We start from the raw sequence: 22,855 nt of genomic DNA, 5'->3' as shown, positions 1-22,855 counted from the left end.
CCGCCGGGTAGGGTCGCTGTTGTTGGGGTCATGAACAACGGGATCGAGGTCAGGCTGCTGGGGCCGCTGGAGGTCGTCGCCCCGACAGGCCCAGTGGACTTTGAGGGCGCCAAGCAGCGCCGCCTGTTCGTCGCACTCGTGCTGCGCGCGCCGGAGGCCGTCCCGGTCGACGAGCTCGTCGAAGCGGTCTGGGGCGACCAGGCGCCGGACGGCCGCGACCAGGCGCTGCAGAAGCAGGTCTCGCGCCTGCGCGCCAGGATCGGCGACGCGCTGCCGGTCCGCCGTCGCACCACCGGGTACGCGCTCGAGATCGAGCGCGAGGCGATCGACAGCCGCCGGTTCGAGGCGCTGCTGGAGCGCGCCCGCGGCGGCGACCCGTCGCAGCTGGGCCCGGCGCTCGCGCTGTGGCGCGGCCCGGCGCTCGCCGACCACCGCTTCGACGAGTTCGCGCAGGCCGAGATCTTCCGGCTCGAGGAGCTGCGGGCGGAGGCGATCGAGGAGCGCATCGCCGCCGACCTCGCGCGCGGCCAGGCGGTCGACCTGGTCGGCGAGCTGCGCGCGCTCGTCGCCGAGCACCCGCTGCGTGAGCGCCTGCGCGGGCAACTGATGCTCGCGCTCTACCGCGCGGGCCGGCAGGCGGACGCGCTCGAGGTGATGCGCGAAGGCCGGCGGCTCCTGGTCGACGACCTCGGGCTCGAGCCCGGGCCGGAGCTGCGCAAGCTCGAGCGGATGATCCTCGCCCACGACCCCGGGCTCGACGCCGAGGCACCCGCGGGCGTACTCACCGCCCCGCTGCCGGTTCCGGCCAACGCGACGATCGGCCGCGAGGGCGAGCTGGCCGAGATCGGGGCGCTCCTCGCACGACCCGAAGTTCGGCTGCTGACACTCGTGGGGACCGGCGGCGTCGGGAAGACGAGGTTGGCGCTCGAGGCATCACGCGCGATCGACGCGCGCTTCCCCGGCGGCGCCGCGTACGCCGACCTCGCGGGCGCGGAAGGCCTGCTCGTCACCGCGGCCGCGGCCGCCCTCGGCGTGCTCGCCGAGACCCCCGCGGAGCTCGGTGAGCGCCTCTCCCGCGCCGCCCGCGGAGCGAGCTCGCTGCTCGTCCTCGACGGCGTCGAGCGCTTCCTCGCCGACGCCGCCCAGATCTCGCAGCTGCTGGCGGCGGTGCCGAACCTGACCGTGCTCGCGACCAGCCGCGCGCCGCTGCGGCTGACCGCCGAGCAGACCTATCGCGTGCAGCCGCTGGCGATCTCCAACGCCGCGGCGCTGTTCACCGCCCGCGTCGCCGCGGCGCGCCCCGACTGGGTCCCGGACCCGACCGTCGTCAACGCGATCTGCGCGCGCCTCGACGGGCTGCCGCTGGCGATCGAGCTCGCGGCCGACCGCGCGCGGCTGCTGCCGCTGCCGTCGCTGCTCGAGCGGCTCGAACGGCGCCTCGAGCTGCTCACGTACGGCCCGCGCGACCTGCCGGAGCGCCAGCGCTCGCTGCGGGCGACGCTCGACTGGTCGTGGGAGGCGCTCGAGGTCGGCCAGCGCCAGCTGCTCGGGCAACTGAGCGTGTTCGAGGGCGGGATCTCGCTCGAGGCCTGCCATGCCGTCTGCGAACCGGGCGAGAAGCCGCCCGAGGTCCTGCTGGCCGGCATCCTGGATCGCTCCTCGCTGATCGTCGTCGAGTCGGGCGAGGACGCCGAGCCGCGCCTGGAGTTGCTCGACTCGGTGCGCGAGTACGCCGCCGAGCAGGTCGCCGACCGCGCCCCGCTCGAGGCCCGGCACGCGGCCTACTTCCTCCGCTACGCCGAACAGGCGGCCGAAGCGGCGGCGAAGGGCGACCGCCGCGCTTGGCTCGCCCGGCTCGCGCGCGAGCGCGGGAACCTGCGGGTCGCGTACGAGCGGCTGCTGGTCGCGGGCGAGGCGGAGGGCGCGCTGCGGATCGCGCTGTCGTTCGCGCGCACGCTCCCGTGGGACGCGCGGGTGCACGAGGTGCGCGGGTGGCTCGCCGAGTCGCTGGCGGCGTTCGATCCCACACCGAGCCCGTTGCGGGCCGCGGCCCTGTACTGGGACGGCCAGCTCGCGATCGCGCAGGCGCGGTTCGCGGAGGCCGAGGAGCCGCTCGAGCAGGCGCTCACGGTCGCGCAGGACCTCGGCGAGCCCGCGCTCGTCGCGCACGTGCTCGCGGCGCTCGGGCGCCGCGCGGTGCTGATCGACTCGCCGGACGCGGCGGGGCTGTGCGAGGCGTCGGTGGCGATCGCCCGCGGCCTCGCCCGCCCAGGGCTCCTCGGCGACGCGCTGCTCGCGCAGGCGGGCGCGTACGAGCGCGCGCAGGAATGGGAGCGCGCGGCCGAGATCGCCGGCGAGGCGCTCGCGAACTTCCGCCGCGCGGACGACCCGTACGGTGTTGCGGCGGCGCTGGGCGAGCAGGGCTTCTACGACATGGTCCACGGCCGCCTCGAGCAGTCCGAGCAGCGCCTCGGGGAGGCGCTGGAGCTGCGGCGCCGGCTCGGCGACGACCGCCGGCTGGTCGAGCCGTTGATCGACAACGCGTGGCTGGACCTCGCGCGCGGCAGCGCCGAGGTCGCGCGGCTCGGCTTCCTCGACTGTCTCGCGCTGTCGCGCCACGTGGGCGACGAGTTCAACGTCGCCGAAGCCCTCGCCGGGCTCTCGACGTTGGCCGGGATGGACGGCCGACCGGTCGACGCCGCCCGACTCGCGGGCGCCGCCGACGTGATCCACGAGCGCATCGGCGCCCCGCCGTGGGCGTCGCTGGTCGCGATCCACGAGCGCGCGCTGATCCCGTCCCGCCAGGAGCTCGGCGAGGACGCGTTCAACGCCCTGTTCGCCGAAGGCCGCCGGCTCCCGCCGGACGTGGTCGTCGCGCGCCCCGGCCGCTTCCGGCGCTCCGGCCAGCCGGCCGATCTCGCCCGCTGACGAACCCCGTCAGCGGATGGTCTGCCCCGCGTCAGGGGCGATTGATCGGATGTGGTCCATGAACCGAGCCCGCCGCATCGCCCTCGCCTCGATCGCCTCCGTCGCCGCCGCCGTCGCCATCGCTCCCAGCGCGTTCGCCGCCAGCGACTACTTCCTCAAGATCGGTGACTTCAACGGCGAGTCCGTCGCCAACGGCATGACGGGCGCGGTCGACGTCAACGGCTTCAGCTGGAGCGCCGAGACTCCGGTCACCCTCGGCGCGACCGGCGGCATGTCGGGCGGCAAGCCCGCGCTCAACGAGCTGACGATCGAGAAGAACGTCGACGCCGCCACGCCGTACCTGTTCGGCAACATGACGACCATGAAGCAGATCCCGGCGATGGAGCTCTCGATCCGCAAGGCCGGCGGCACGACCCCCAACGCGGCGCCCTACCTGCGCTACTGCTTCTCGAACGTGTACGTCACCTCGCAGGAGCAGTCCGGCCAGGAGACCGACGACGCCGCGGGCGAGAAGGTCACCTTCCGCTTCGGCGCGGTCGTCCAGCAGTACCAGCGGCAGGCGCTGAACGCCGCGCCCACGACCGTGGCCGCCGGCTGGAGCCAGATCGCCGCCAAGCCGTTCACGGACCTCTCCAGCCCCTGCAGCGCGATCAAGTAAGCCTTCCCGCCTTCTGGCCGGGGTCGCACACACGCCCCCGCCGGCTAACGCCGGCGGGGGCGTTGGGCGTTAACCACTTGTCGCACGGGCGGGGTCGAACTTGCTCCCGCTGGATGGTGAATGTATGAGCGCTGGATTTGTAGCGTTCGTCACATGCTCGTCAAGAGGAGGTCGACGGGGCTGCGAGCTTCGCTTGCCCTGCTGGTGCTGCTGGCCCTGGGCGCCATAGCCACGACGCGGTCGGTGCCGACGCAGGCACCGCGCACGGAGACGCGACACACCGAGCGCACGCTGGTGTCGGACGCGATCCACGACCGATCGGAGTCGCTCCGCGGCCTTGCGGCGCAGCCGCTCGCGGCGGCTCCCAACATCGAGGTGGGCCTCAGCGAGGGCAACGAGGTCGAGGCGAACCCCGCCGCCGCGCAGCCCGGCATCCCGGACAACGGCAGCGCCGAGCAGACGACCTTCGGCCCGCGCCCGGCGATCCCCGCCGCGATCAGCTTCGACAACGGCCTCAACGGCGGCTCGACCTCGGACAACAACATCGCCGCCGGCCCCGACTCGATCGTGGTCATGCGCAACTCGCAGTTCAAGGTGATGAGCAAGACCGGCGACACGCTCCTCGGCCCGCTCAACAACAACAGCATCTTCGCGGGCACCAACGAGGTCCAGCAGGTCGCGCTGAGCGGCTACACGAGTGATGGCGCGTCGTACCGCCTGCGCTACGACGGCGCGGACTCGGTCCCCATCACGCGCGGGCAGAACAACACCGCGGCGGGCATCCAGGCCGCGCTCCAGGGCGGCAACGAGCAGCAGCAGGTCGCGCTGACCAACTTCACGTCGTACTCGCTCAAGTACGGCGACAAAGTGTCGGCGCCGTTCGTGAAGGGGACCAACCACACCGCGGCGGCGATCCTCGCGGCGTTGAACGGCCCGAGCGAGGTGCAGACCGTCGCCCCGGCCGGCGACGGCTACACGCTCAGCTACCAGGGCCAGAACACGGTGCCGATCGTCAAGGGCGCCAACGACACGCCCGCCGGGATCCAGAACGCGCTCCAGGGCGGCAACGAGGTCCAGGCGGTCACCTTCACGAACTTCGACTCGGCCGTCGCCGGGAACACGTTCCGGATCCGGATCGGCGGGAAGGAGACCGGGCCGCTCGGGTTCGCGACCGCGCTGGGCGACGCGACGCCGGTCACCAACCAGAACGTCAGCGACGAGATCAACGCGATCTTCGGCTTCGCCGGCACCGTGACGGTCACCGGCGCAGGCCCCACGACGGGGCCGACGATCACCTTCGCGGGCGCGAACGCGCGCAAGGACGTCCCGCCGGTCGAGATCGTCTTCGGCGACTGCGCGCAGGCCGCCAACCCGTGCGGCGCGGCCGTCCGCGAGTCCGCGAAGGGCGGCGAAGGCGTCTCCAACTGGCCGGCCAACCTGACGGTCACGGCCGGCACGGTCAGCGAGACGGGGTACACGCTCACGTTCACCGGCGGGCTCGACGTCGCGCCGATCGGGATCTCCAGCGGCACCGTCACCGAGACCGTCAAGGGCACGGCGGGGCTGCTCCCGCCCGGCACGGTCGCGACCGTCGGCACGGTCGCTGACACCGGCTACACGCTGACGTTCGCGGGCGCGAGCGCGAAGACCGACCTGCTGCCGCTGTCGGTGGTGGACGGAACCGGGACCGTGCGCGAACTGGTGAAGGGCACGCCGGGCGTCGCGAGCTGGCTGTCGGACACCACGGTCACGATCGGCACGGTCGCCGACACCGGCTACACGGTCACGTTCAACGCGCTGACCCCGCTCGGCAGCCCCCGCCAGACCGGGCTGGGTGACGTTGGGCAGCTCACGGTCTTGGGCGACACCGCCGGAACGGTGACGACGACCACGCAGGGCCGGTCCGGCATCGGGCAGGGCGCGTGCACCAACAGCGGCGACGGCCACATCCGCTACGACCAGCTCGCCAAGCGCTGGCTGTTCACGACGCCGTCGTTCACCCGCGTCGGCGGCCTGTACGCGATGTGCCACGCGGTCAGCGTCGGCACCGACCCGGCCGGGCCGTTCTACCGCTACGTCTTCCGCCGCTCGCTGTTCCCCGACTACCCGCGCGTCGCGGTCTGGCCGGACGCGTACTACAACGCGACCAGCACGGGCGACAACGTGATCGAGAAGCACGCGTGCGCGGTCGACCGGCTCCGGATGCTGCAGGGTCTCGACGCCACCGAGCAGTGCATCATCGTGCCGGCCGTCAGCTTCATGGAGCCGGCGGACCTCGACGGCTCCGAGCTCCCGCCCGCGGGCGCGCCCGAGCACTACTTCGCGGCCGGCGGCTACCAGCTGCGCAGCATCTTCGAGGACGACGGGCTCTACACGTACAAGTTCCACGTCGACTTCGCCGATCCGTCGAAGACGACGTTCACCGGGCCGGTGAAGGTCGGCGTCTCGCCGTATCACTTCCTCTGCGACGGTCAGCTCACGCAGTGCGTGCCGCAGCCGGGCTCGACGACCCGGCTGGACTCGCAGGGCGACAAGATCATGCACCGCGTGGTCTACCGGCGGCGTGGCGACGTCGAGTCGATCGCGATGCTGCACTCGATCAACACGTCCGTGGGCGCGGGCGGCGAGCGCTGGTACGAGCTGCGGCTCGACGGCTCCCGCCAGCCGTACCTGTACCAGCAGAGCACCTACGCGCCGGACAACCACTACCGCTGGCTCGGGAGTCCGGGAATCGACCGCGACGGCGACATCGCGCTGGCGTTCTCGTACGGCGGCGGGCCGTACATCCCGCCGATCGCGACCACGATGGCCGCGGCGTCGGTGGTGGGCGCGACGAACATCAAGGTCGCGGGCGTGAGCGGCGCGAACATCAACTTCGCGCCCGGGCGCAAGATCAACATCGGGACGGGCGCGACGCTCGAGACCGTCACCGTGGCGGCGGTCGGGACCGCCGGCGCGACCGGGACCGGCATCGACCTGACGGCGCCGATGACGCTGGCGCACACGAGCGCGTCGACGGTCTCCAACGCGGCGTTCATGTGCACCCCGCCCGAGTGCGTGGCGGTCGGCCAGCGCTACACGGCGCGGGCGCCCGGCGACCCGCTCAACCAGATGACCTACCGCGACGGCGTGATCGTCGACGGCATCAGCGCCGCGGGCGGGTCGCGCTGGGAGGACTGGTCGAACATCGCCGTGGACCCGACCGACGACTGCACGTTCTGGTACTACGGCGGCTACGGCGACGCGTCCCGCACCGGCGGCCCGTTCTTCGGCCGCACCGGCGCATTCCGCGTGCCGACGTGCCGGCTCGATACCACCGCGGCGCCCGCCGCGAGCATCACCGGCCGCTACGACGGCGCGGTCGCGAGCTTCACGGACTCCGATCTGACCGCGGCCGCGGCCTCGTTCACCGCCGACATCGACTGGGGCGACGGGACCCACTCGCTCGGGACGGTCACCGGGTCGGCCGGGACGTTCGCGATCGCGGGCACGCACGACTACGCCGAGAAGGGTCGCTACACGGTCAAGACGGCGATCAGCGGCACCGACGGCAGCGTCGCATCGGCCTCGTTCGCCGTCGCGAACCTGTCCACGACAGCGTCGGGTGTGGTCGGCGGCACGGTGCCGGCGACGCTCGCACTGACACTCGGCGCGCCCGCGCAGTTCGGGGCGTTCACACCGGGGGTCGCGAAGGACTACACGGCCGCCACGACCGCGACGGTGACCAGCTCGGCGGGCGACGCCACGTTGACTTCGTCCGATCCGGGCCACATGACCAACGGCGCCTTCTCCCTCCCGCAGCCGCTGCGGGTCGAGATCACGCCCAATGCCTGGAGCGCACCGGCGGCGAACGCGGCCGTGGCGATCCAGTTCAAGCAGGCGATCGGCGCCACCGACGCCCTGCGCACCGGCACCTACGCGAGGACGCTCACCTTCACGCTCTCCACGACGACCCCTTAGGCTCGTCTCATCCATGTCTACTACCTTCTGTAGTAGACATGGATCAACGACTCCCAGGCGCGTTCGCGGGCGAGACCGTGACGCGCCGCCGGTTCATGACCGGCACTGCCTACGCCGCGGGCGCGGTCGCCGCGTCCGCGGTCGCGCTCCCGGCCATCGGCTTCGCCCTCGGCCCGGGCTTCGAGCGCCAACCGGTGATGTGGCAGCCGGTCGGCCCGGCCGGCGACTTCACCGACACCACCTACGTGCCACGCGTGATCCGGCTCACGACCGACCCGATCGGCGAGGCGGCGAGGTCGATCGCGTTCGTCCGCCGGCGCAACCCCGAGATCGACACGGAGCCGCTCGATGAGTGGAACCGCTTCGTCGCGATCAGCACGCGCTGCGCCCACATCGGGTGCCCGGTGAACTACTTCGACGCCTCGCGGTCGTTCGTGTGCCCGTGCCACGGCGGCGTCTACGACTTCCGCGGCATCCGCATCGGCGGTCCGCCGCCGCGGCCGCTCGACCGGTTCCTCACGCGCGTTCGGGCGGGCGAGCTCGAGATCGGCCCGCGCTTCAGCGTCAACAACGAGCTCGAGCGCTTCTCGCCGCGCGACCCCGGCGAGGCGCTCGACGGCCTCGGCCGCTTCCTGTACCCCGCCCGGCCCTCGACCGCGCCGCTGCCTAAGGGATGAAGCCGGAGAACAGGTAGTTGTCGGCGACCGCCGCGGCGCGCCTGGCCTCTTCGGGCGTCCTGATCGTCCAAGCCAGCAAGGGCATGCCGCGGCGGCGCCAGAACGATGTCGCGCGGCTCGGCAGCGCGGCGAGCTCGACGTTCATGAAGGCGGGGCGCAGGAGGGCGTTCGTGGGCATCGCGCGAGCGAGCGGGCGGATGAGCGCCGGCGCGGGGTCCAGGCGGCCGGAGATCTGCCCGCGCGGGTAGGCGGCGCGCCGGAGCACCGCGAGCGAGAGCGGGTTGAAGTCCTGCAGTGCCACGTGGCCGGCGTAGCCCTCGAGCGCCGGCGCGATCGCGCGGGCGAGCGCCGCGCGGTTGGCCGACTTGAGGTCGATGAGCAGTGGCACGCGCCCGCCGACGTCCGCGAGCACGTCCTGGAGGGTCGGCGCGTCGGTCTCCTCGCGGATGGGGTCGTGCGCGACCAGGAGCTTGCCCGCGACGAGTTGGACGTCGAGCTCGATCGGGAAGCCGCGCTCCGCCGCGTGGACGAACGCCTCGCGGGAGTTCTCGGGTCGCCCGTTCGCGACGTCGTGGAGTCCGCGGTGCGCGATCGGCGTCGCCAGCAGCCAGTCCAGGTTCATTCAGGCGTGTCGCGTCTTGAGGCGGCGCCCGACCTCGACGATCGCGTCGACGGCGGGCAGCAGCTCACGGCCGAGCTCGGTCAGCTCGTACTCGACCGACGGCGGCGTGGTCGGCATGACGGTGCGGGTGACGATGCCGTCCTCGGCGAGCCGCTTCAGCCGCGCCGAGAGCACCTTGCCCGAGACGCCGTCGATGTCGCCGCGCAGTTCGTTGAAGCGGCGTGGCCCTTCGCGCAGGTACCAGACGATGTTCGGCGTCCACGCGCCGCCGAGCAGCGACATGCACTCGGTCAACGGGCACTCCGTCGGCGGCGGCGCGACGCGGCTCGGGCGGTACTTGACCGGCGTGGATGGCATGCACAGAAAGTTACCAGGGGGCAACCGGCAGTTGGTTGCATGTGGGTTACTGGTTACCTACGGTGATCGCCATGTCCTCCCCACTCGCCTCCTGGCCGCGCACACGCCTCACCGAGCTGCTCAGGCTCAGCCATCCGATCATCCAAGGGCCGTTCGGCGGCGGGCTGTCGAGCGTCGCACTGGCTTCGGCGGTCGCGCGCTGCGGTGGTCTCGGCTCGTTCGGCGTGCACCATCTCGAACCCGACGGGATCGCCGCGGTCGGCGCCGAGTTGCGCTCGCGTGCCGCGGGTGTGTTCGCACTGAACCTGTGGGTGTCCACGCACGACCTGGACGAGGCGTCGATGACGCGCTCGCGGTTCGACGCCGCCGTCGCGCGGTTGCAGCCGTTGTATGACGAGTTCGGCGTCGACGCTCCGGAGTTCCCGGAGCGGTTCTCGCCGACGTTCGAGGAGCAGGCATCGGCGGTGCTGGCCGCCCGGCCGCCCGTGTTCAGCTTCGTCTTCGGGGTGCCCGACGACCGCGTGCTGACTGACTTCCGTGCCGCCGGCATCCGCACGATCGGCACCGCGACGACGCCCGACGAAGCCGTCGCGCTGGACGAGGCCGGCGTCGACGCGATCGTCGCGTCCGGCTACGAGGCGGGCGGCCATCGCGGCGCGTTCCTCGCCCCCGTGGAGGACTCGCTGGTCGGGACGCTCGCGCTCGTCCGGACCGCGGCGAGCGAGGTGCGGGCGCCGGTCGTCGCGGCGGGCGGGATCGCGGACGCGCAGGGGGTCGTCGCGGCGCTGGCCTTGGGCGCCGAAGGCGTCCAGTTGGGGTCGGCGTTCCTCGCCACCGAGGAGTCCGGCACGACGCCCGAGCATCGCGCGGTCCTGCTCGACGGGGGCGCCCGCCGGACGACCCTGACCCGCGCGTTCACCGGCCGGCTCGCCCGGGGTGTCCCGAACCGGCTGACCGCGTCGCTCGAGCAGCCCGAGCCCTATCCCTACCAGAGCTACCTGCTGCGGCCGGTCATCGCCGCGGCCCGCGCGCAGGGCCGCACAGACGTCGTCTCGCTCTGGGCGGGCCAGGGGACGTCGCTGCTGCGCGAACGCCGCGCCGCCGACGTCTACGACGCGGTCGTGTCAGGCACCGACACGATGCTCAGCGCGCACACACCCACGCGACCCACATGCACGCCACCTTGAGGGAGGGATCCAGCCGGCTCGATGATCCGTCGTGGTCCCCCGAGAAGGAGAAAGACGCGATGGCCCTGGCCGCCGACTACCCGTTCCTGGACATCTTGTGGACGATGATCCTGTTCTTCTTCTGGATCGCGTGGATCTGGGTTCTGATCATCATCCTCAGCGACGTGTTCCGGCGGGACATGTCGGGCTTCTTGAAGGCCGCCTGGATCGTGTTCCTGATCTTCCTGCCGTTCCTCGGCGTGCTGGTCTACTTGATCGCCAACGGCTCGGGCATGTCCGAGCGGCGCATGCAGGACATGCAGGCCTCGCAGAAGCAGTTCGACACCTACGTGCGGTCGGTCGCAACCGACGGCGGTGGCGGCGGCGCGGCCGGCGAGATCGCCAAGGCCAAGGAGCTGCTCGACAGCGGCGCGATCACGGAAGCCGAGTTCGCTTCGTTGAAGGCGAAGGCGCTCGCCTGACCTGAGGCAGCCATGGGGTTCCTCCGCCACCACGACGATGCACCCGCCGGCCGGCGGTTCCAGATGCGCGAGAAGCTCGCGTCGATCGGCGACGACGCCTGGATCGAGGACGACCGCGGCGACCGCCTCTACAAGGTCGACGGCAAGGCCTTCCGCATCCGCGACACGTTCATCCTCAAGGACCGCAGCGGCAACGAGGTGGCGAAGATCCAGGAGCGCAAGCTCCACGTCCGCGACACCCTGGCGATCGAGCGCGACGGCCGCACCGTCGCCACGGTCCACAAGGCGCTCGTCGGCATCCGCGACCGCTTCAAGGTCGACATCGAGGGCGGCGAGGACCTCAACGCCCACGGCAACGTCGTCGACCACGAGTACGAGATCAAACGCGACGACGACGTCGTGGCCAGGATCTCCAAGAAGTGGTTCCGTCTGCGCGACACCTACGGCATCGAGATCATCGACGGCGAGGATGAACCGCTCCTCCTCGCCGTCGCGGTCGCGCTGGACGAGATGACCACCCGCGGCTGACGCGAGCCGACGTCTCCGCGCCTCACGACTTGGGAAGGGTGACGCACGAACGTTCACGCCCAGTGAACGTTCGTGCGTCACCCCCCGATCTAGGCGGAGCGTCGCGGCCCGGAAACGACGAAAGCCCCGCTAACCGCGAGGCTTTCTGTGAAACGCGCCCGAGAGGATTCGAACCTCTGACCTTCGGTTCCGTAGACCGACGCTCTATCCAGCTGAGCTACGGGCGCTGGACGTGCGGCCGGGGAGTGTAGCGCTCTTGGGGCGGCGGACCGGGGCTGGGGCGTCCGAGAAGTGGCCGTAGCGGCCGAAGACGCGGCCGACGAATGCCTGGATCGGGAAGACGAAGCGGCGGACCGGCTCCGGGATCGAGGTCATGTCGAACTCCGAGCGGTAGCGGGTGAGCAGGTAGGCGCCGTCGAAGGCGCCGGGGCGGCCGCCGTGGGCGGCGACGGACGCGTAGATCTGCGTCAGGAAGTACTCGAGGTTGTCGGCCGGGAAGACCTCGCCGGTCAGTTCCAGCTCGTCGTCGCCGGCGTTCCAGAAGCGGTGGACGACGCCGGGGTCGAAGGTCAGGGTGTCGCCGGGGCCGGCGTAGACCGGGGCGGAGCCGTCGATCTCGTAGCCGACGCGGCCGCGGACGACGCGGATGACCTCGGTCTGGAGCTTGTGGACGTGCATGGGCGGGCCGGCGCCGGGCTCGACGGCGCTCGAGATCAGGAGGCGGTCGCCGTCGACCCCGAGGAAGGTCATGCGCTCGCCGTGGCCGTTGTCGATGGTGCGTGGATACATGGAAAGCTCCGGGGAGGATTTACGCTACGATCAGTATCGAAACTAACGGTAGCGTAATTGCCGCCTAGATTGCAAGCCCATGACCAGACCGCCAGGTAGGCCGCTCGATCCGGAGGTGGACGAGGCGATCGTCACCGCCGCGACGCGGCAGTTCCTCGAGGGCGGGCTGCAGCGGATGACCGTGCCGGGCGTGGCGGCCGCGGCGGGGGTGGCGAAGACGACCGTCTACCGCCGCTACGCCTCGCCGGCGCAGCTCGCGCTCGCGGCGATCGCGCGCCTGAACGCCGATGCGCAGGACCCGGACACCGGGTCAGCGAGGACCGACCTGATCGCCACGCTCGAGGCGGTGCGTCAGCGGATCGATCCCACGATCACGGCGACGGTGCTGGTCGAGGCGCAGTCGCACCCGGAGATCCTCGAGGCGGCCCGCGCCCAGATGATCACCCCCGCGGTCGAGCGCTTCCGCAGGATCCTGCGCCAAGGTCAGACGACCGGCGAGATCCGCGCCGACCTCGACATCGACCTGGCCGCCGACGCCGTGTTCGGCTCCTTCTTCACCCGCTTCTACGAGCGCGGGCGACCGGGGCCGGAGTGGCCGGCCCAGGTGGTCGACGCGCTGTACCCGAGCTTCAGCGCGCGGGACGGGCTGGAAATGTGAGAGCCCCGCCGGAGGGGGGCGGGGCTCTCATACTCACCAGGGGGGTCAGACCCGGTGTGCCCTCGCACGGCGCGGCGTTCGGCCGGACCGGCAAAGCTTTGTTGAACGATGGCGTATTCGCTACCGCGATAGCGATCGTACCACCGCCGCTCGGAGACCACAGCAACATACGTCCAGTAGGGTTCGACCGCTTTGTCTCTGCATGCGACCACCATCCGTTTTGCCGATCGCAGCTACATCGCGATCAGCCGAGCCGCCGACGCCCAGGGCATCAGCGTCAGCCAGTACGTCCGCGAGGCCGCCCTCATCCGCGCGGTCCTCGACGAGCTCGAGGGGCAGCCTGACGGGCCGAGCCTGACGACGGCTCACGATCTGCTGGCACTCGCCCGCGAGGTCCGCCGCCTCGCGGACGTCGACAACGGCGGGGGCGCCCGGCCGGTCCTCCCCGACGCCTGAGCGTCACCGGCTGAGCGCCGCGACCTGCCCGAGCCCGGCCAGCTTGTCCGGGTTGCGGATCGTGAAGATGCGGGTGATGCGCCCGCCCTCGACGGTGAGGCTGATCGCGCTGTCGAACTCGCCCCCGGGATCGAGCCGCAGCCCGGGAGCGCCGTTGAGCCACGTCGCCTCGATCCGCGCCGCGGGCGCGACCGCGACGAACCGCGACAGCAGGCGGGCCACGGTCCGCGGACCCGAGATGGGGCGAATGGCCGCGGGCACGACGCCGCCGCCGTCGGCGACCATGCGCACGTCGGGCGCGAGCACGTCGATCAGGCCCGCGAGATCGCCCGTCGACAACGCGACGCGGAAGCGCTCGACCGCCTCCTCCTGCTCGGCGCGGCTCACCGACATCCGCGGCCGGCGGGCGGCGACGTGCGAGCGCGCCCGGTGCGCCACCTGCCGCACCGCGACGGTGCTCTTGCCGACGACGTCCCCGATCTCCTCGTACGGCACGTCGAAGACCTCGTGCAGGAGGAACACCGCGCGCTCGACCGGGCCGAGCGTCTCCAGAACCGTGAGCATCGCGATCGAGACGCTCTCGGCGAGCTCGACGTCCTGCGCCACGTCCGGGACGGTCAGGAGCGGCTCGGGCAGCCACTCGCCCGGGTAGTCCTCGCGCCGGCGGGCCAGCGTGCGCAGCCGGTTCAACGCCTGGCGGGTGGCGATCCGCACCAGGTACGCGCGAGGCTCACGCACCTCGGCCTGGTCGACCCCGTTCCACCGCACCCACGTCTCCTGCACGACGTCCTCCGCGTCGGCGGCGGAGCCGAGCATCTCGTAGGCGACCGTGAAGAGCAGGCTGCGGTGGGTGACGAACGGGTCGCCGGTCATGCCGATGCGGCCAAGGTGGGCATCGCGAGCGGCTTGAGCCCGCAGGATGCCGCCAGGCCCTCCGCCTCGATCCCGAGCGCGACGTTGGCGCGGCTGACCATGTTCGCCGCGGCGATGAACGCGGTCAGCTCGACCAGAGCGGCCGCGCCGAGCTGGTCGAGCAGACGCGCGGACAACTCGTCCGTCACCGCCGGGGGCATCGCGGACATCGCCTCGGCGTACTCCATCACGTCACGCTCCAGGGGGGTGAACACGGTGGACTCGCGCCACCGCGGCACCTCGCGCGCCTTCTCCATGTCGATGTTCCGGTTGCGGGCCTCGAAGTACCCGTAGTCCAGGCAGAAGCTGCACCCGACGTTGGCGACCGCCGCCATGTGGGCGAACGACTTGAGCTGCTGGTCGCACGCGTCCCACTTGTCGATCTTCCCGAAGAACCCGAAGAAGTGCCGCAGCACCCGCTTGTTGTGCCACATCACGCCGAGCGACTCGGGGACCGAGCCGAGCTCCTTGCGGCTGTAGCGTTTGAGCATCGCCCCGAAGACGCCGGTGATCTCGGCCGGGGGGATCCTGCTGGACATGTCGTCCTCCTGTGTCTCGATGGGGTTCGGCATCGAGACACCGGCGGGCGAGACGGCGTGACAGCTAGGCGGGAACCTTCCAGGCGGCCTCGATGAAGGTCGTCTGGACCGGGGCGACGTCGCGGAAGGACAGCTGCCAGCGCGTCGGCACGGGATAGTCGTCGAAGCGCTGGACGATCCCGTCCACCGGGTTGGTCCAGTTCTCGAACTGCTTGAGGTAGACGTTGCCGCCGGCGGCGGCGCGATCGAACAGCTGCAGGTAGTCCGCCACCTGCTCCTTCGTCATCTCGTGCAGCGACGAGATCGCGACGCCCAGGTCGATCGAGCCGGGGACGATCTCATCGATCTGATCCGGCGAGAGGAACCGCAGCCGCTCCGGGGCGAAGAAATGCGACAGGTACCAGCGCTGGATCGTCTGCGCCGGCTCGATGTCGACGATCGTGTACGTCGCGTCGGGAAACAGACTCAGCAGGACGTAGGCCACGCGACCGTACCCGGCGCCGATCTCGAGGATCGAGGAGGGCGCGTCCGAACCGAACGCCCGCGCCATCGCGTTGACCTCCAGGACGGAGTTGCTCAGGTCCTGCGACAGCACCCGGCCGCGGTGGCGGACCGGCGGCGGGTCGCCGATCAGCGGCTCGTCGAGGCGCATCGCCCCGAGCGGATCGTTGCGGCGCGCGTACTCCGCGAGCAGCCGCACGATGTACGCGTAGAGCCAGCGATCCTGCTTGGACCAGGGAATCCCCTCCCACGCCGCGTCGGAGACGTCGACGCCCTCTCGCGCGCACGCACCGAGCGTCCGGGGGCCGAGGTGACGGGCCAGGAACAGGAACTGAGGATCGCGCCACGCCGTCCGCAGCGTCCACTGAAAGGTGAAGTACCGGAGCGCCTGGTGGCGCTTGACGTGCTCGAGGCCGTAGCTCTCAAGGTCCTGCTTGTGTTCGTCCTGGAGCTGTGACCAGAACTGCGATGGTTGCTGCGGCATCGCGGCAGCACCTTAACGGACAGGGCGGGATTCGAACCCGCGATGGAGCTATAAACCCCATACTCGCTTAGCAGGCGAGTGCCTTCAGCCTCTCGGCCACCTGTCCCGGTCCGCGGGAGTGTAGAGACCCGAGGCTCAGCTCGTGCGATTGCGGCGACCGCGGGGGAGTGTGTCGAGCTCTTCGAGCGACATCCCGGCGCCGGTGGCGACGCACGCGAGCGGATCGTCGGCCAGCCGCACCGGCATGCCCGTCTCGGCGGCGACACGCTGGTCGAGCCCGCGCAGGAGCGACCCGCCGCCCGCCATGAGCACGCCCTCGGTGGTGATGTCGGCCGCCAGCTCGGGCGGCGTCTCCTCCAGCGTCGCGTGGATCGCGGTCATGATGTCCGCGAGCGGCGAGGCGATCGCCTGGCGGACCTCCTCGCTGGTCAGGACGATCTCGCGCGGCAGGCCGGACGCCATGTCGCGGCCGCGGATCGAGGTCTCGATCTCCTCCACGAGCGGGATCGCCGACCCGGCGGCGAGCTTGATCGCCTCGGCGCTCTGGGAGCCGATCGCCATCCGGTGCTCGAGCCGGATGTGGTTGGTGATCGCGTCGTCGAGGTCGTAGCCGCCGACCCGCAGCGACTTCGCGACCACGAGGCCGCCGAGGGAGATGATCGCCACCTCGGACGTGCCGCCGCCGATGTCGACGACCATCCGGCCTTTGGGCTCGGCGATGTCGACGCCCGCGCCGATCGCGGCGGCCAGGGACTCCTCGATCAGGTGGACCTCGCGGGCGCCCGCTGAAAGCGTGGCTTCCTCGACCGCCCGCCGTTCCACCTCGGTGATGCCGGAGGGCGCGCAGATCACCATCCTCGGCCGCGCGAACCGGTTGTTCAGCACCTTGCCGACGAACTGGCGGAGCATCGCCTCGGTGACCTCGAAGTCGGCGATGACGCCGTGGCGCAGCGGCCGGTCGGCGGAGATCGTCGCGGGCGTGCGGCCGATCATGCGCTGCGCGTCGGCCCCGACGGCGTGGACCTCGCCGGTGCGCTGGTCGATCGCGACCACCGACGGCTCGGAGAGGACGATCCCGCGCCCGCGCACGTAGACGACCGTGTTGGCGGTGCCGAGGTCGACGGCGACGTCGCCGCCGGACCGCAGGCGTCCCACGCTCCGGCGCCGTCCGGCGCCTCCGAAGAGGTTCAAGGCCATCTGGCCGATCACTCAAGCACACGCCGGGGCGTGCGCCGGGCCAATTCATTCGCAGCTGAGGATGAGCTCGCCGGTGCAGCTGTCGGTGCCGCCCTCGCCGAGGACCTGGTCGCGGCCGCCGCCGCCGGTGAGGGTGTCGTTCCCGTCGCCGCCGAGCAGGCGGTCGGGGCCGTCGCCGCCGTCGAGCGTGTCCGCTCCGGCGCCGCCCAGCAGGGCGTCGCGGCCCTCCTCCCCGAAGGCGCGGTCGGCGCCGTCGCCGCCCGCGAGGGTGTCGTCGCCGCGCCCGCCGTGGAGCTCGTCGTCGGAGTCCCCGCCGGAGAGCTGGTCGTTCCCGGAGCCGCCGCCGACGACGTCGTTGCCGCCCTGGCCGTCGGCGCGATCGGCCCCGGAGCCGCCGTCGAGCGTGTCGTTTCCGTCGCCGCCCTGGAGGATGTCGTCGCCGGAGCCGCCGTCGAGGACGTCGTCGCCGTTGCCGCCCGACAGCGCGTCCGCGCCGTTCTCGCCGGTGATCTGGTCGGCGTCGTCGCCGCCGTTGAGCTGGTCAGGGCCTGGGCCGCCGCTGATCCGGTCGGTGCCGGCGTCGCCGTTGACCGTGTCGGCGCCCGACGCGCCGCTGATCCGGTCGGCCCCCTGGGCGCCGACCAGCAGGTCGGCGCCCGAGCCCCCCTCGAGTGTGTCGTCGCCCGCGCGACCGTAGAGGAGATCGTCGCCTTGCTCGCCCTGCAGGCGGTCGTTGCCGACGTCGCCGTCGAGGATGTCGTCGCCGGGGCCGCCGCAGATGGTGTCGTCGCCTCCGCCGCCGGTGACGACGTCATCTCCGGCGCCGGCGTCGATCACGTCATTGCCCGGCGTCCCGACGAGCTGGTCGTCGCGGGCCGTGCCGGTGATCGTGGCGCCGGCACACGGTCGCTGGGCCGAGGCGGGGGGCGTGGCGACCAGCAGGCACGCGATCGCGAGCAACAGAACGCGGGGCACATCTTCTGGATGCCCGGCGACGTCCGGGCAATGAACCTGTGCTTCGAAGCACCGGTTCATTGCCCGCAGTTTCTCTACGGCCCGTCCAGGCCCCAGCCGATCAGGCCGGCGTTCTTGTACTGCCACAGGTACTTGCGCGGCGGCTCGGTGCGGTACTTCGAGCGGCCGGCGGCGCGGGTGTCCGGGCCGTCGCGGGTCCATTCCGCGATCGACTCGTCGTGGGTCTTCAGCAGGCCCTTGACGGTGGTGGTGAAGGTCGCTCGTTGCGTGGCGTCCGTCGTGTAGCGGGCGCCGAGCGCGACCGGCACCGCGACGTCGATCGCATGCTCGAACCCGTTCCACGGGTTGTCGCCGTCGGCGTCGTGCTTGGTGCCGATGCTCGCGCCGATGTAGTACGGGTAGAGGTCGCCGACGTTCATCGGACCGCTCTGGCCGGGCCTGAGTGCGTCGATCCCGCGGTCGACCTCGCAGCGCGCCAGATCGACGAGCGCGGGCCTGGTGTTGGCGTTGCCGGTCGCCTCGTAGGCGCGCAGGAACGAGTAGGCGAGCAGGCTCGACATCCACGGCGAGAAGGTGTTCGCCTCACCCTCCGGCGGGTAGTTGAAGCAGCCGTTGGTCGACGCGTTCTGACGCGTGCGCATCGCCTGGATGCCCTTGTTGATGACGTCGAGCTCGTGTGGTGAGCCGGTCAGCTCGTAGTCGACGACGTGGGCGAGCAGGGCGAACGCGCGGTGGCGCTCGGTGAAGGCGTCACCGGCGTTGGTGAGGTCGACGCCGAACTCCATCCCCCAGCTGATGTAGCCGATCTTGCGCAGGACGGTCGGATCGCCGGTGAGCAGGTAGTCCGACAGCAGGTTCTCGCTGTAGGAGTACTTCATGTCCTGGTAGGGCTGCGACGGCGTCGGGTTCTTGAGCTTGAAGCTGCCGACGCAGTAGGGGTAGAAGGACGTCGCGCACGCCTCCGGTCCGTAGACGTTCTGCGCATAGTGGTCGGTGGCGCGCTGCGCCTCGCGCAGCATGTCGGGGTTGCCCGTGCGCAGATAGCCGTTGAAGAAGGTCTGCGCGCGGTCGTAGAGCCAGGGCTCGCCGTCGGTGTAGAAGTCGATGATGTCCGCCGGGTTGGTGACCGGCCAGTCCTGCTTGCGGGCGTGCTGATTGATCAGCGAGTAGAAGAAGTCATCGGTCGCCTTGTCGCTGGCCGCCATGTAGGTCCGGGCGTTCGCCGGATCGGTTGCGGGCGTGACGCCGCTGCAGGCGAGGAACTGGTGGTCGATCGCCGCCAGCACGGCGGGTTCCTTGATCGCGAAGCCGGACGTGTTCGCCGCGGGCGCGTACGTGCCGTCGTTGACGGTCCGGTACGTGTCGCGGACGGGGGTCTCGGTCGTCAGCGTCTGCGTCCTGGCGCGGTTGACACCGATCGTGACGGTGGTCGGCGCCGTCGTCGGGAACGCCATGTCGAACTGGATCAGGACGCTGCGGATGCCGCGATTCCCGCTCGCGTCGAGGCCGTTGCAGAGCAGCGACTGGTCGGGCATGTGGCGCCACGCGCCGAGGCTGCGCACGTAGGCCGGGATCTCCTCGCCTTGTGCGTTCGTCACGCGGATCTTCGTGGTGTCGACGAGCATCCCGGGGGCGAGGGGGAAGCCGAACGAGACGCGGCGGGTGGCACCGGTCGCGTCGGCGGCCGGGATCAGCTTCACCGTGACGTCGCGAGGCGTCGCGTTGGCCGGCGCGCCGTCGGCTGTGAGGTCGTTGCGCAGGTCCATCTGGCGGGTCATCGAGCGCCAGTTCGTGGGGTGCAGGTCGAAGCCGGACTGCTCGAGGTCGGTTGACGGGGTGGGTGTGGGTGTGGGTGTGGGTGTGGGAGTTGTGGTCGGGGTCGCCGTGGGCGTTGCGGTTGCGGTTGCGGTGGGCGTTGCCGTCGCGGTCGGCGTCGGGGTGGGCGTGGGCGACGCTCCCTTCGCGACCACGTACAGGTGCGCGTCGTCGACCGTCGCGTCCACCGACCCGCTGTTGTTGAGCGTGAACTGGAAGAACGCCCGGTCGAGCCTGCGCCCCTGCGTCGCCAGGCTCAGGTAGACCGATTGCACCTGGCGGTTGCTCAGCGCCAGGTTGCCGCACGTCGAACGCGGGGTGCTGTCGTTGAAGAAGTAGGCGATCGAGCAGACCTGCACCTGCCGCCCCGCCGGCGACGTCGCATCCACCCGCACCTTCGCGGCCACCGTCACCGAGTCGGCGACCGGCCCACCGCCATAGGGATACGTCTGCACGAGCCCGACGCGCCCATACGCGTTCACGTGCACCCGCAGGCTCGAGGCGCCGCCGATCGGGTCCGTCGAACTGCGCGAGACGCTCCCGTCCGCGGGATAGAACGGCGCGAACCGCTGCGTCGACGTCTCGAACCCGTTGTCCGTGATGACGTCGGTGAGCACAGAACCATCAGGCACCGGCGGAACCTCCGCCTGAGCCAGCGCCGCCCCTGGGGCAGCACTCAGCAGCGCGAGCGAGACGCTCGCTCCGACCAACCTCCCGCGTGACATGGCGCGCATCCTTGACGCGCACCCTGAGGTCGCCAATCGGGTCCCGACCCCGACCTTTGGACACCCCCACCCTGAGACGCACAAGCGTCCAGATTCCTGCCCGACCGTTCGGGGCTATCGTCTGAGACGCCCGGAGGGGTGGCAGAGTGGTCTATCGCACCGGTCTTGAAAACCGGAGTCCGTGCAAGCGGACCGTGGGTTCGAATCCCACCCCCTCCGCTCGCGGTGCCGCCCGCCCTCGGTGACGGCGGCGGCGGACGATCGCGTGCGAGCCGCGATCGTCGCCGTACGACGTTGGTCGCCTAGAAGCGCGCCCGCGGGTCGATGAGCACGTCGTCGACGCGCACGCTGGTGCCGGGCTTGCCGCCGCGGACCGAGATGCGGACCGCGACGAGCCGCCAGCCGCCGTTCTTGAGGCCGTGGTTGGGCTCGAGCTTGATCCGGTCGGTGAGGTCCCAGCCCTTGCCGTGCTTGGCCTTGAGGTCCTTGGCCTTGCGCACGTTCTTGTCGGCGAGGCCGGGGTAGATCACCTCGACGCGGACGTCGGCGTCGTTGTCGGGCGAGGAGGAGGCGTAGGCGAAGCGGAAGTGCGGGTAGCGCTCGTCGACGCAGAACGTCGGGCTGGTCGCAGACCCGCCGACCGGGAGGTCGAGCGCGCCGCCATCGGCGCCGAAGAGCTGGAGTGCGCCATCGCCGGCGACGACGTCGGCGCCGCCGGTGAACTGCCAGCCGGCCGGACCGTTGTTGAAAGTGCCGCCCGGGGCCGGGGCGTAGAGGTCGTCGTCCTTGAAGGACGACAGGAGCGGAGCCACGTCAGGGTCGGTGCAGCTCTCCGAGGAGGCCGCGGTCCATGACGGTTTGACGGACTCGGTGGTGTACTCGTCGTCGTCGGCGAACGCCGGCGGGGCGGTACACGCGAGCGCCGCGGCGGTGATCGCCGCGAGGCGGGTGATGCGGTTCATCCACGTCCTTCCTGGACTTCGGTGCGACGCGCCGAGATCTCCCGGCGTACTCCGTGTGATCGGCAGAATTCAGGCGGGACGCATCGGACATGCGTCGAGCTCAACCTGCGGGCGCCGCGGCCGATTCACTGGGCGTGGCCCTGAATCCGACGTTCGAGGAGCAACAGTTGCTCGCGAGCGCGCGGGCGCGTCAGATAACGCGCCTGTCCTCGCGTGAGCGTGCCGCCGAGTTGCTCGTCGGCGGGGCCTATGTGCTCGTCGCGTTGGCGATCGTGCTCCACTGGCCTCCCGAGCTCGGTTCCGTGAACTGGCTCAGCGTCGCCGCCTGCCTGATCGCGTTCGCCGTGGCGTCGAGGACCGAGTTCGACACGGGCGCCGGCATCACCGTGCCGACGCAGCTGGCGTTCGTGCCGCTGCTCTTCAGCCTGCCGCCGTCGCTGGTCGCTGTCTGCGTGCCGGCGGCCTGGGCGCTGGCGAAGCTGCCCGAGGTCCTGCGCGGCGAGATGCGCATCACCCGCCTGTTCGCCGTCTTCGGCAACTCGTGGTTCGTCGTCGGCCCGGTCCTGGTGCTGTCGGTGTCGGGCACCACCGAGGTCCAGCAGGCGGACGCGGCGGTGCTGCTCGCCGCGCTGGCCGCGCAGTTCGCCGGCGACTTCGGGGCGTCCGCGGTCCGCGAGTGGCTGTCCCGCGGCGCGTCGCTGCGCGAGCAACTCGGCGATCTGTGGGTCTACGCCGTGGATGCCGCGCTCGCCCCCGTCGGCCTGCTGGCTGTCTACGCCATGGACGAGGTGCCCTGGGGCCCGGTCGCGCTGATTCCGCTGATCGGCGTCCTCGCCATCTTCTCGCGCGAACGCCGGCGGCGCATCGAGAACCTCTCCGAGCTCAACCACGCGTATCAGGGCATGGCGCTCGTGCTCGGCGACGTCGTCGAGCACGACGACGGCTACACGGGCGAGCACTGCCGCGACGTCGTCGCCCTGGCGCTCGCCACCGGGACCCGGCTCGGCCTCGGGCCCGACCGCATGCGCAACCTCGAGTTCGCCGCCCTCCTGCACGACGTCGGCAAGGTCGCGATCCCGAAGGCGATCATCAACAAGCCCGGCAAGCTCGATCCTGACGAGTGGGAACTGATCAAGACCCACACGATCGAGGGCCAGCGGATGCTCGATCGCGTCGGCGGCTTCATGAGCGACGTGGGGCTGATCGTGCGTTCACACCATGAGCGCTGGGACGGCGACGGCTACCCCGACGCCCTCGCCGGCGACACGATCCCGCTCGAGGCCCGGATCATCACGTGCTGCGACTCCTACAACGCGATGACGACGACCCGCTCCTACCGCAAGGCCCTGAGCGCCGAGGTGGCCACGCGCGAGATGCTCGACTGCTCCGGCAGCCAGTTCGATCCCGCGGTCGTCGACGCGATGCTCGCGTCCCTGAGCGACGAGCAGGTGAAATCCTGATGCC

20 protein-coding genes and 3 tRNA genes are annotated in these 22,855 nt (G+C 71.2%); 11 read left to right on the top strand and 12 right to left on the bottom strand.

Annotated elements, in window-relative coordinates; genetic code table 11:
• Window positions 1–30 precede the first annotated feature (30 nt).
• The 4 genes from G569_RS46975 (at window position 31) to G569_RS0109535 (ending at window position 8,223) form a co-directional block, all read left to right on the top strand.
• Window positions 31–2,928, top strand: coding sequence for an AfsR/SARP family transcriptional regulator (locus G569_RS46975; RefSeq protein ID WP_053226103.1), 2,898 nt, complete (start codon window positions 31–33; stop codon window positions 2,926–2,928).
• 58 nt (window positions 2,929–2,986) lie between these two features.
• Window positions 2,987–3,586, top strand: a complete 600-nt coding sequence (locus G569_RS57605) for an Hcp family type VI secretion system effector (RefSeq protein WP_053226102.1) — start codon at window positions 2,987–2,989, stop codon at window positions 3,584–3,586.
• 153 nt (window positions 3,587–3,739) lie between these two features.
• Window positions 3,740–7,546: a hypothetical protein gene (locus G569_RS57600; protein WP_028063246.1), complete on the top strand. Its 3,807-nt coding sequence runs from the start codon at window positions 3,740–3,742 to the stop codon at window positions 7,544–7,546.
• 38 nt (window positions 7,547–7,584) lie between these two features.
• Complete coding sequence (locus tag G569_RS0109535; protein ID WP_028063245.1) at window positions 7,585–8,223, top strand: QcrA and Rieske domain-containing protein; 639 nt, start codon at window positions 7,585–7,587, stop codon at window positions 8,221–8,223.
• Here G569_RS0109535 and G569_RS0109530 read toward each other — a convergent pair.
• Entirely contained in the window at window positions 8,213–8,845 is a 633-nt protein-coding gene (locus G569_RS0109530) for a PI-PLC domain-containing protein (protein WP_028063244.1), read from the bottom strand. The genes G569_RS0109535 and G569_RS0109530 overlap by 11 nt on opposite strands.
• Window positions 8,846–9,202, bottom strand: coding sequence for a winged helix-turn-helix transcriptional regulator (locus G569_RS0109525; protein WP_037495388.1), 357 nt, complete (start codon window positions 9,200–9,202; stop codon window positions 8,846–8,848). It lies immediately after the preceding gene.
• Between the two features lie 71 nt (window positions 9,203–9,273).
• Here G569_RS0109525 and G569_RS46960 point away from each other — a divergent pair, with 71 nt between their 5' ends.
• From G569_RS46960 to G569_RS0109510, 3 genes are read left to right on the top strand one after another with little or no spacing between them, the layout of a single operon-like run.
• Window positions 9,274–10,389, top strand: a complete 1,116-nt coding sequence (locus G569_RS46960; RefSeq protein ID WP_053226100.1) for an NAD(P)H-dependent flavin oxidoreductase — start codon at window positions 9,274–9,276, stop codon at window positions 10,387–10,389.
• Between the two features lie 59 nt (window positions 10,390–10,448).
• Entirely contained in the window at window positions 10,449–10,850 is a 402-nt protein-coding gene (locus tag G569_RS0109515) for an SHOCT domain-containing protein (protein WP_028063242.1), read from the top strand.
• 12 nt (window positions 10,851–10,862) lie between these two features.
• Entirely contained in the window at window positions 10,863–11,378 is a 516-nt protein-coding gene (locus tag G569_RS0109510; RefSeq protein WP_028063241.1) for an LURP-one-related/scramblase family protein, read from the top strand.
• Window positions 11,379–11,531: 153 nt separating this feature from the next.
• On the opposite strand, the gene G569_RS0109505 is transcribed toward G569_RS0109510, so the two are convergent.
• Both G569_RS0109505 and G569_RS57595 read right to left on the bottom strand, forming a co-directional pair.
• A tRNA-Arg gene (locus tag G569_RS0109505) sits at window positions 11,532–11,605 on the bottom strand.
• Window positions 11,583–12,167 (bottom strand): cupin domain-containing protein, encoded by a 585-nt coding sequence (locus tag G569_RS57595; RefSeq protein WP_084284554.1) that lies wholly within the window; start codon window positions 12,165–12,167, stop codon window positions 11,583–11,585. Before G569_RS57595 ends, G569_RS0109505 begins: the two co-directional genes overlap by 23 nt.
• Before the next feature lie 79 nt (window positions 12,168–12,246).
• Between G569_RS57595 and G569_RS46950 the strand changes: the two genes are divergently transcribed.
• Window positions 12,247–12,825 carry a TetR-like C-terminal domain-containing protein gene (locus G569_RS46950; RefSeq protein WP_084284549.1) on the top strand — a complete coding sequence of 193 codons (579 nt, stop codon included), beginning with the start codon at window positions 12,247–12,249 and terminating at the stop codon, window positions 12,823–12,825.
• Window positions 12,826–13,017: 192 nt separating this feature from the next.
• Window positions 13,018–13,281, top strand: a complete 264-nt coding sequence (locus G569_RS0109490; RefSeq protein ID WP_028063240.1) for a hypothetical protein — start codon at window positions 13,018–13,020, stop codon at window positions 13,279–13,281.
• Between the two features lie 3 nt (window positions 13,282–13,284).
• Here G569_RS0109490 and G569_RS0109485 read toward each other — a convergent pair whose 3' ends face one another.
• From G569_RS0109485 to G569_RS64515, 7 genes are all read right to left on the bottom strand, one after another.
• Window positions 13,285–14,154: an RNA polymerase sigma-70 factor gene (locus G569_RS0109485; RefSeq protein ID WP_028063239.1), complete on the bottom strand. Its 870-nt coding sequence runs from the start codon at window positions 14,152–14,154 to the stop codon at window positions 13,285–13,287.
• On the bottom strand, window positions 14,151–14,732 hold the full coding sequence (locus G569_RS0109480; RefSeq protein ID WP_028063238.1) for a carboxymuconolactone decarboxylase family protein: 582 nt from the start codon (window positions 14,730–14,732) through the stop codon (window positions 14,151–14,153). Before G569_RS0109480 ends, G569_RS0109485 begins: the two co-directional genes overlap by 4 nt.
• 64 nt (window positions 14,733–14,796) lie before the next feature.
• Complete coding sequence (locus G569_RS0109475) at window positions 14,797–15,717, bottom strand: putative sugar O-methyltransferase (RefSeq protein ID WP_028063237.1); 921 nt, start codon at window positions 15,715–15,717, stop codon at window positions 14,797–14,799.
• A 16-nt stretch (window positions 15,718–15,733) separates the two neighbouring features.
• Window positions 15,734–15,823, bottom strand: a tRNA-Ser gene (locus tag G569_RS0109470).
• A 29-nt stretch (window positions 15,824–15,852) separates the two neighbouring features.
• Window positions 15,853–16,872, bottom strand: a complete 1,020-nt coding sequence (locus tag G569_RS0109465) for a rod shape-determining protein (RefSeq protein WP_028063236.1) — start codon at window positions 16,870–16,872, stop codon at window positions 15,853–15,855.
• 87 nt (window positions 16,873–16,959) lie between these two features.
• Window positions 16,960–17,889, bottom strand: coding sequence for a calcium-binding protein (locus G569_RS46945; RefSeq protein ID WP_169542105.1), 930 nt, complete (start codon window positions 17,887–17,889; stop codon window positions 16,960–16,962).
• Window positions 17,890–17,963: 74 nt separating this feature from the next.
• On the bottom strand, window positions 17,964–20,336 hold the full coding sequence (locus tag G569_RS64515) for a hypothetical protein (RefSeq protein WP_211232935.1): 2,373 nt from the start codon (window positions 20,334–20,336) through the stop codon (window positions 17,964–17,966).
• Between the two features lie 225 nt (window positions 20,337–20,561).
• On the opposite strand from G569_RS64515, the gene G569_RS0109450 reads away from it, so the two are divergent.
• A tRNA-Ser gene (locus tag G569_RS0109450) sits at window positions 20,562–20,648 on the top strand.
• A gap of 83 nt (window positions 20,649–20,731) precedes the next feature.
• Here G569_RS0109450 and G569_RS0109445 read toward each other — a convergent pair.
• Window positions 20,732–21,391 (bottom strand): hypothetical protein, encoded by a 660-nt coding sequence (locus G569_RS0109445; protein WP_028063234.1) that lies wholly within the window; start codon window positions 21,389–21,391, stop codon window positions 20,732–20,734.
• Window positions 21,392–21,525: 134 nt separating this feature from the next.
• Here G569_RS0109445 and G569_RS57590 point away from each other — a divergent pair, with 134 nt between their 5' ends.
• Window positions 21,526–22,851, top strand: coding sequence for an HD-GYP domain-containing protein (locus tag G569_RS57590; protein WP_053226097.1), 1,326 nt, complete (start codon window positions 21,526–21,528; stop codon window positions 22,849–22,851).
• Window positions 22,852–22,855: the final 4 nt, after the last annotated feature.

The sequence above is a fragment of the Solirubrobacter soli DSM 22325 genome, from assembly GCF_000423665.1.
GTDB lineage: Bacteria > Actinomycetota > Thermoleophilia > Solirubrobacterales > Solirubrobacteraceae > Solirubrobacter > Solirubrobacter soli.
Note: the sequence above shows the minus strand (reverse complement) of the source record. Positions and strands in the feature narration are given on the sequence as shown.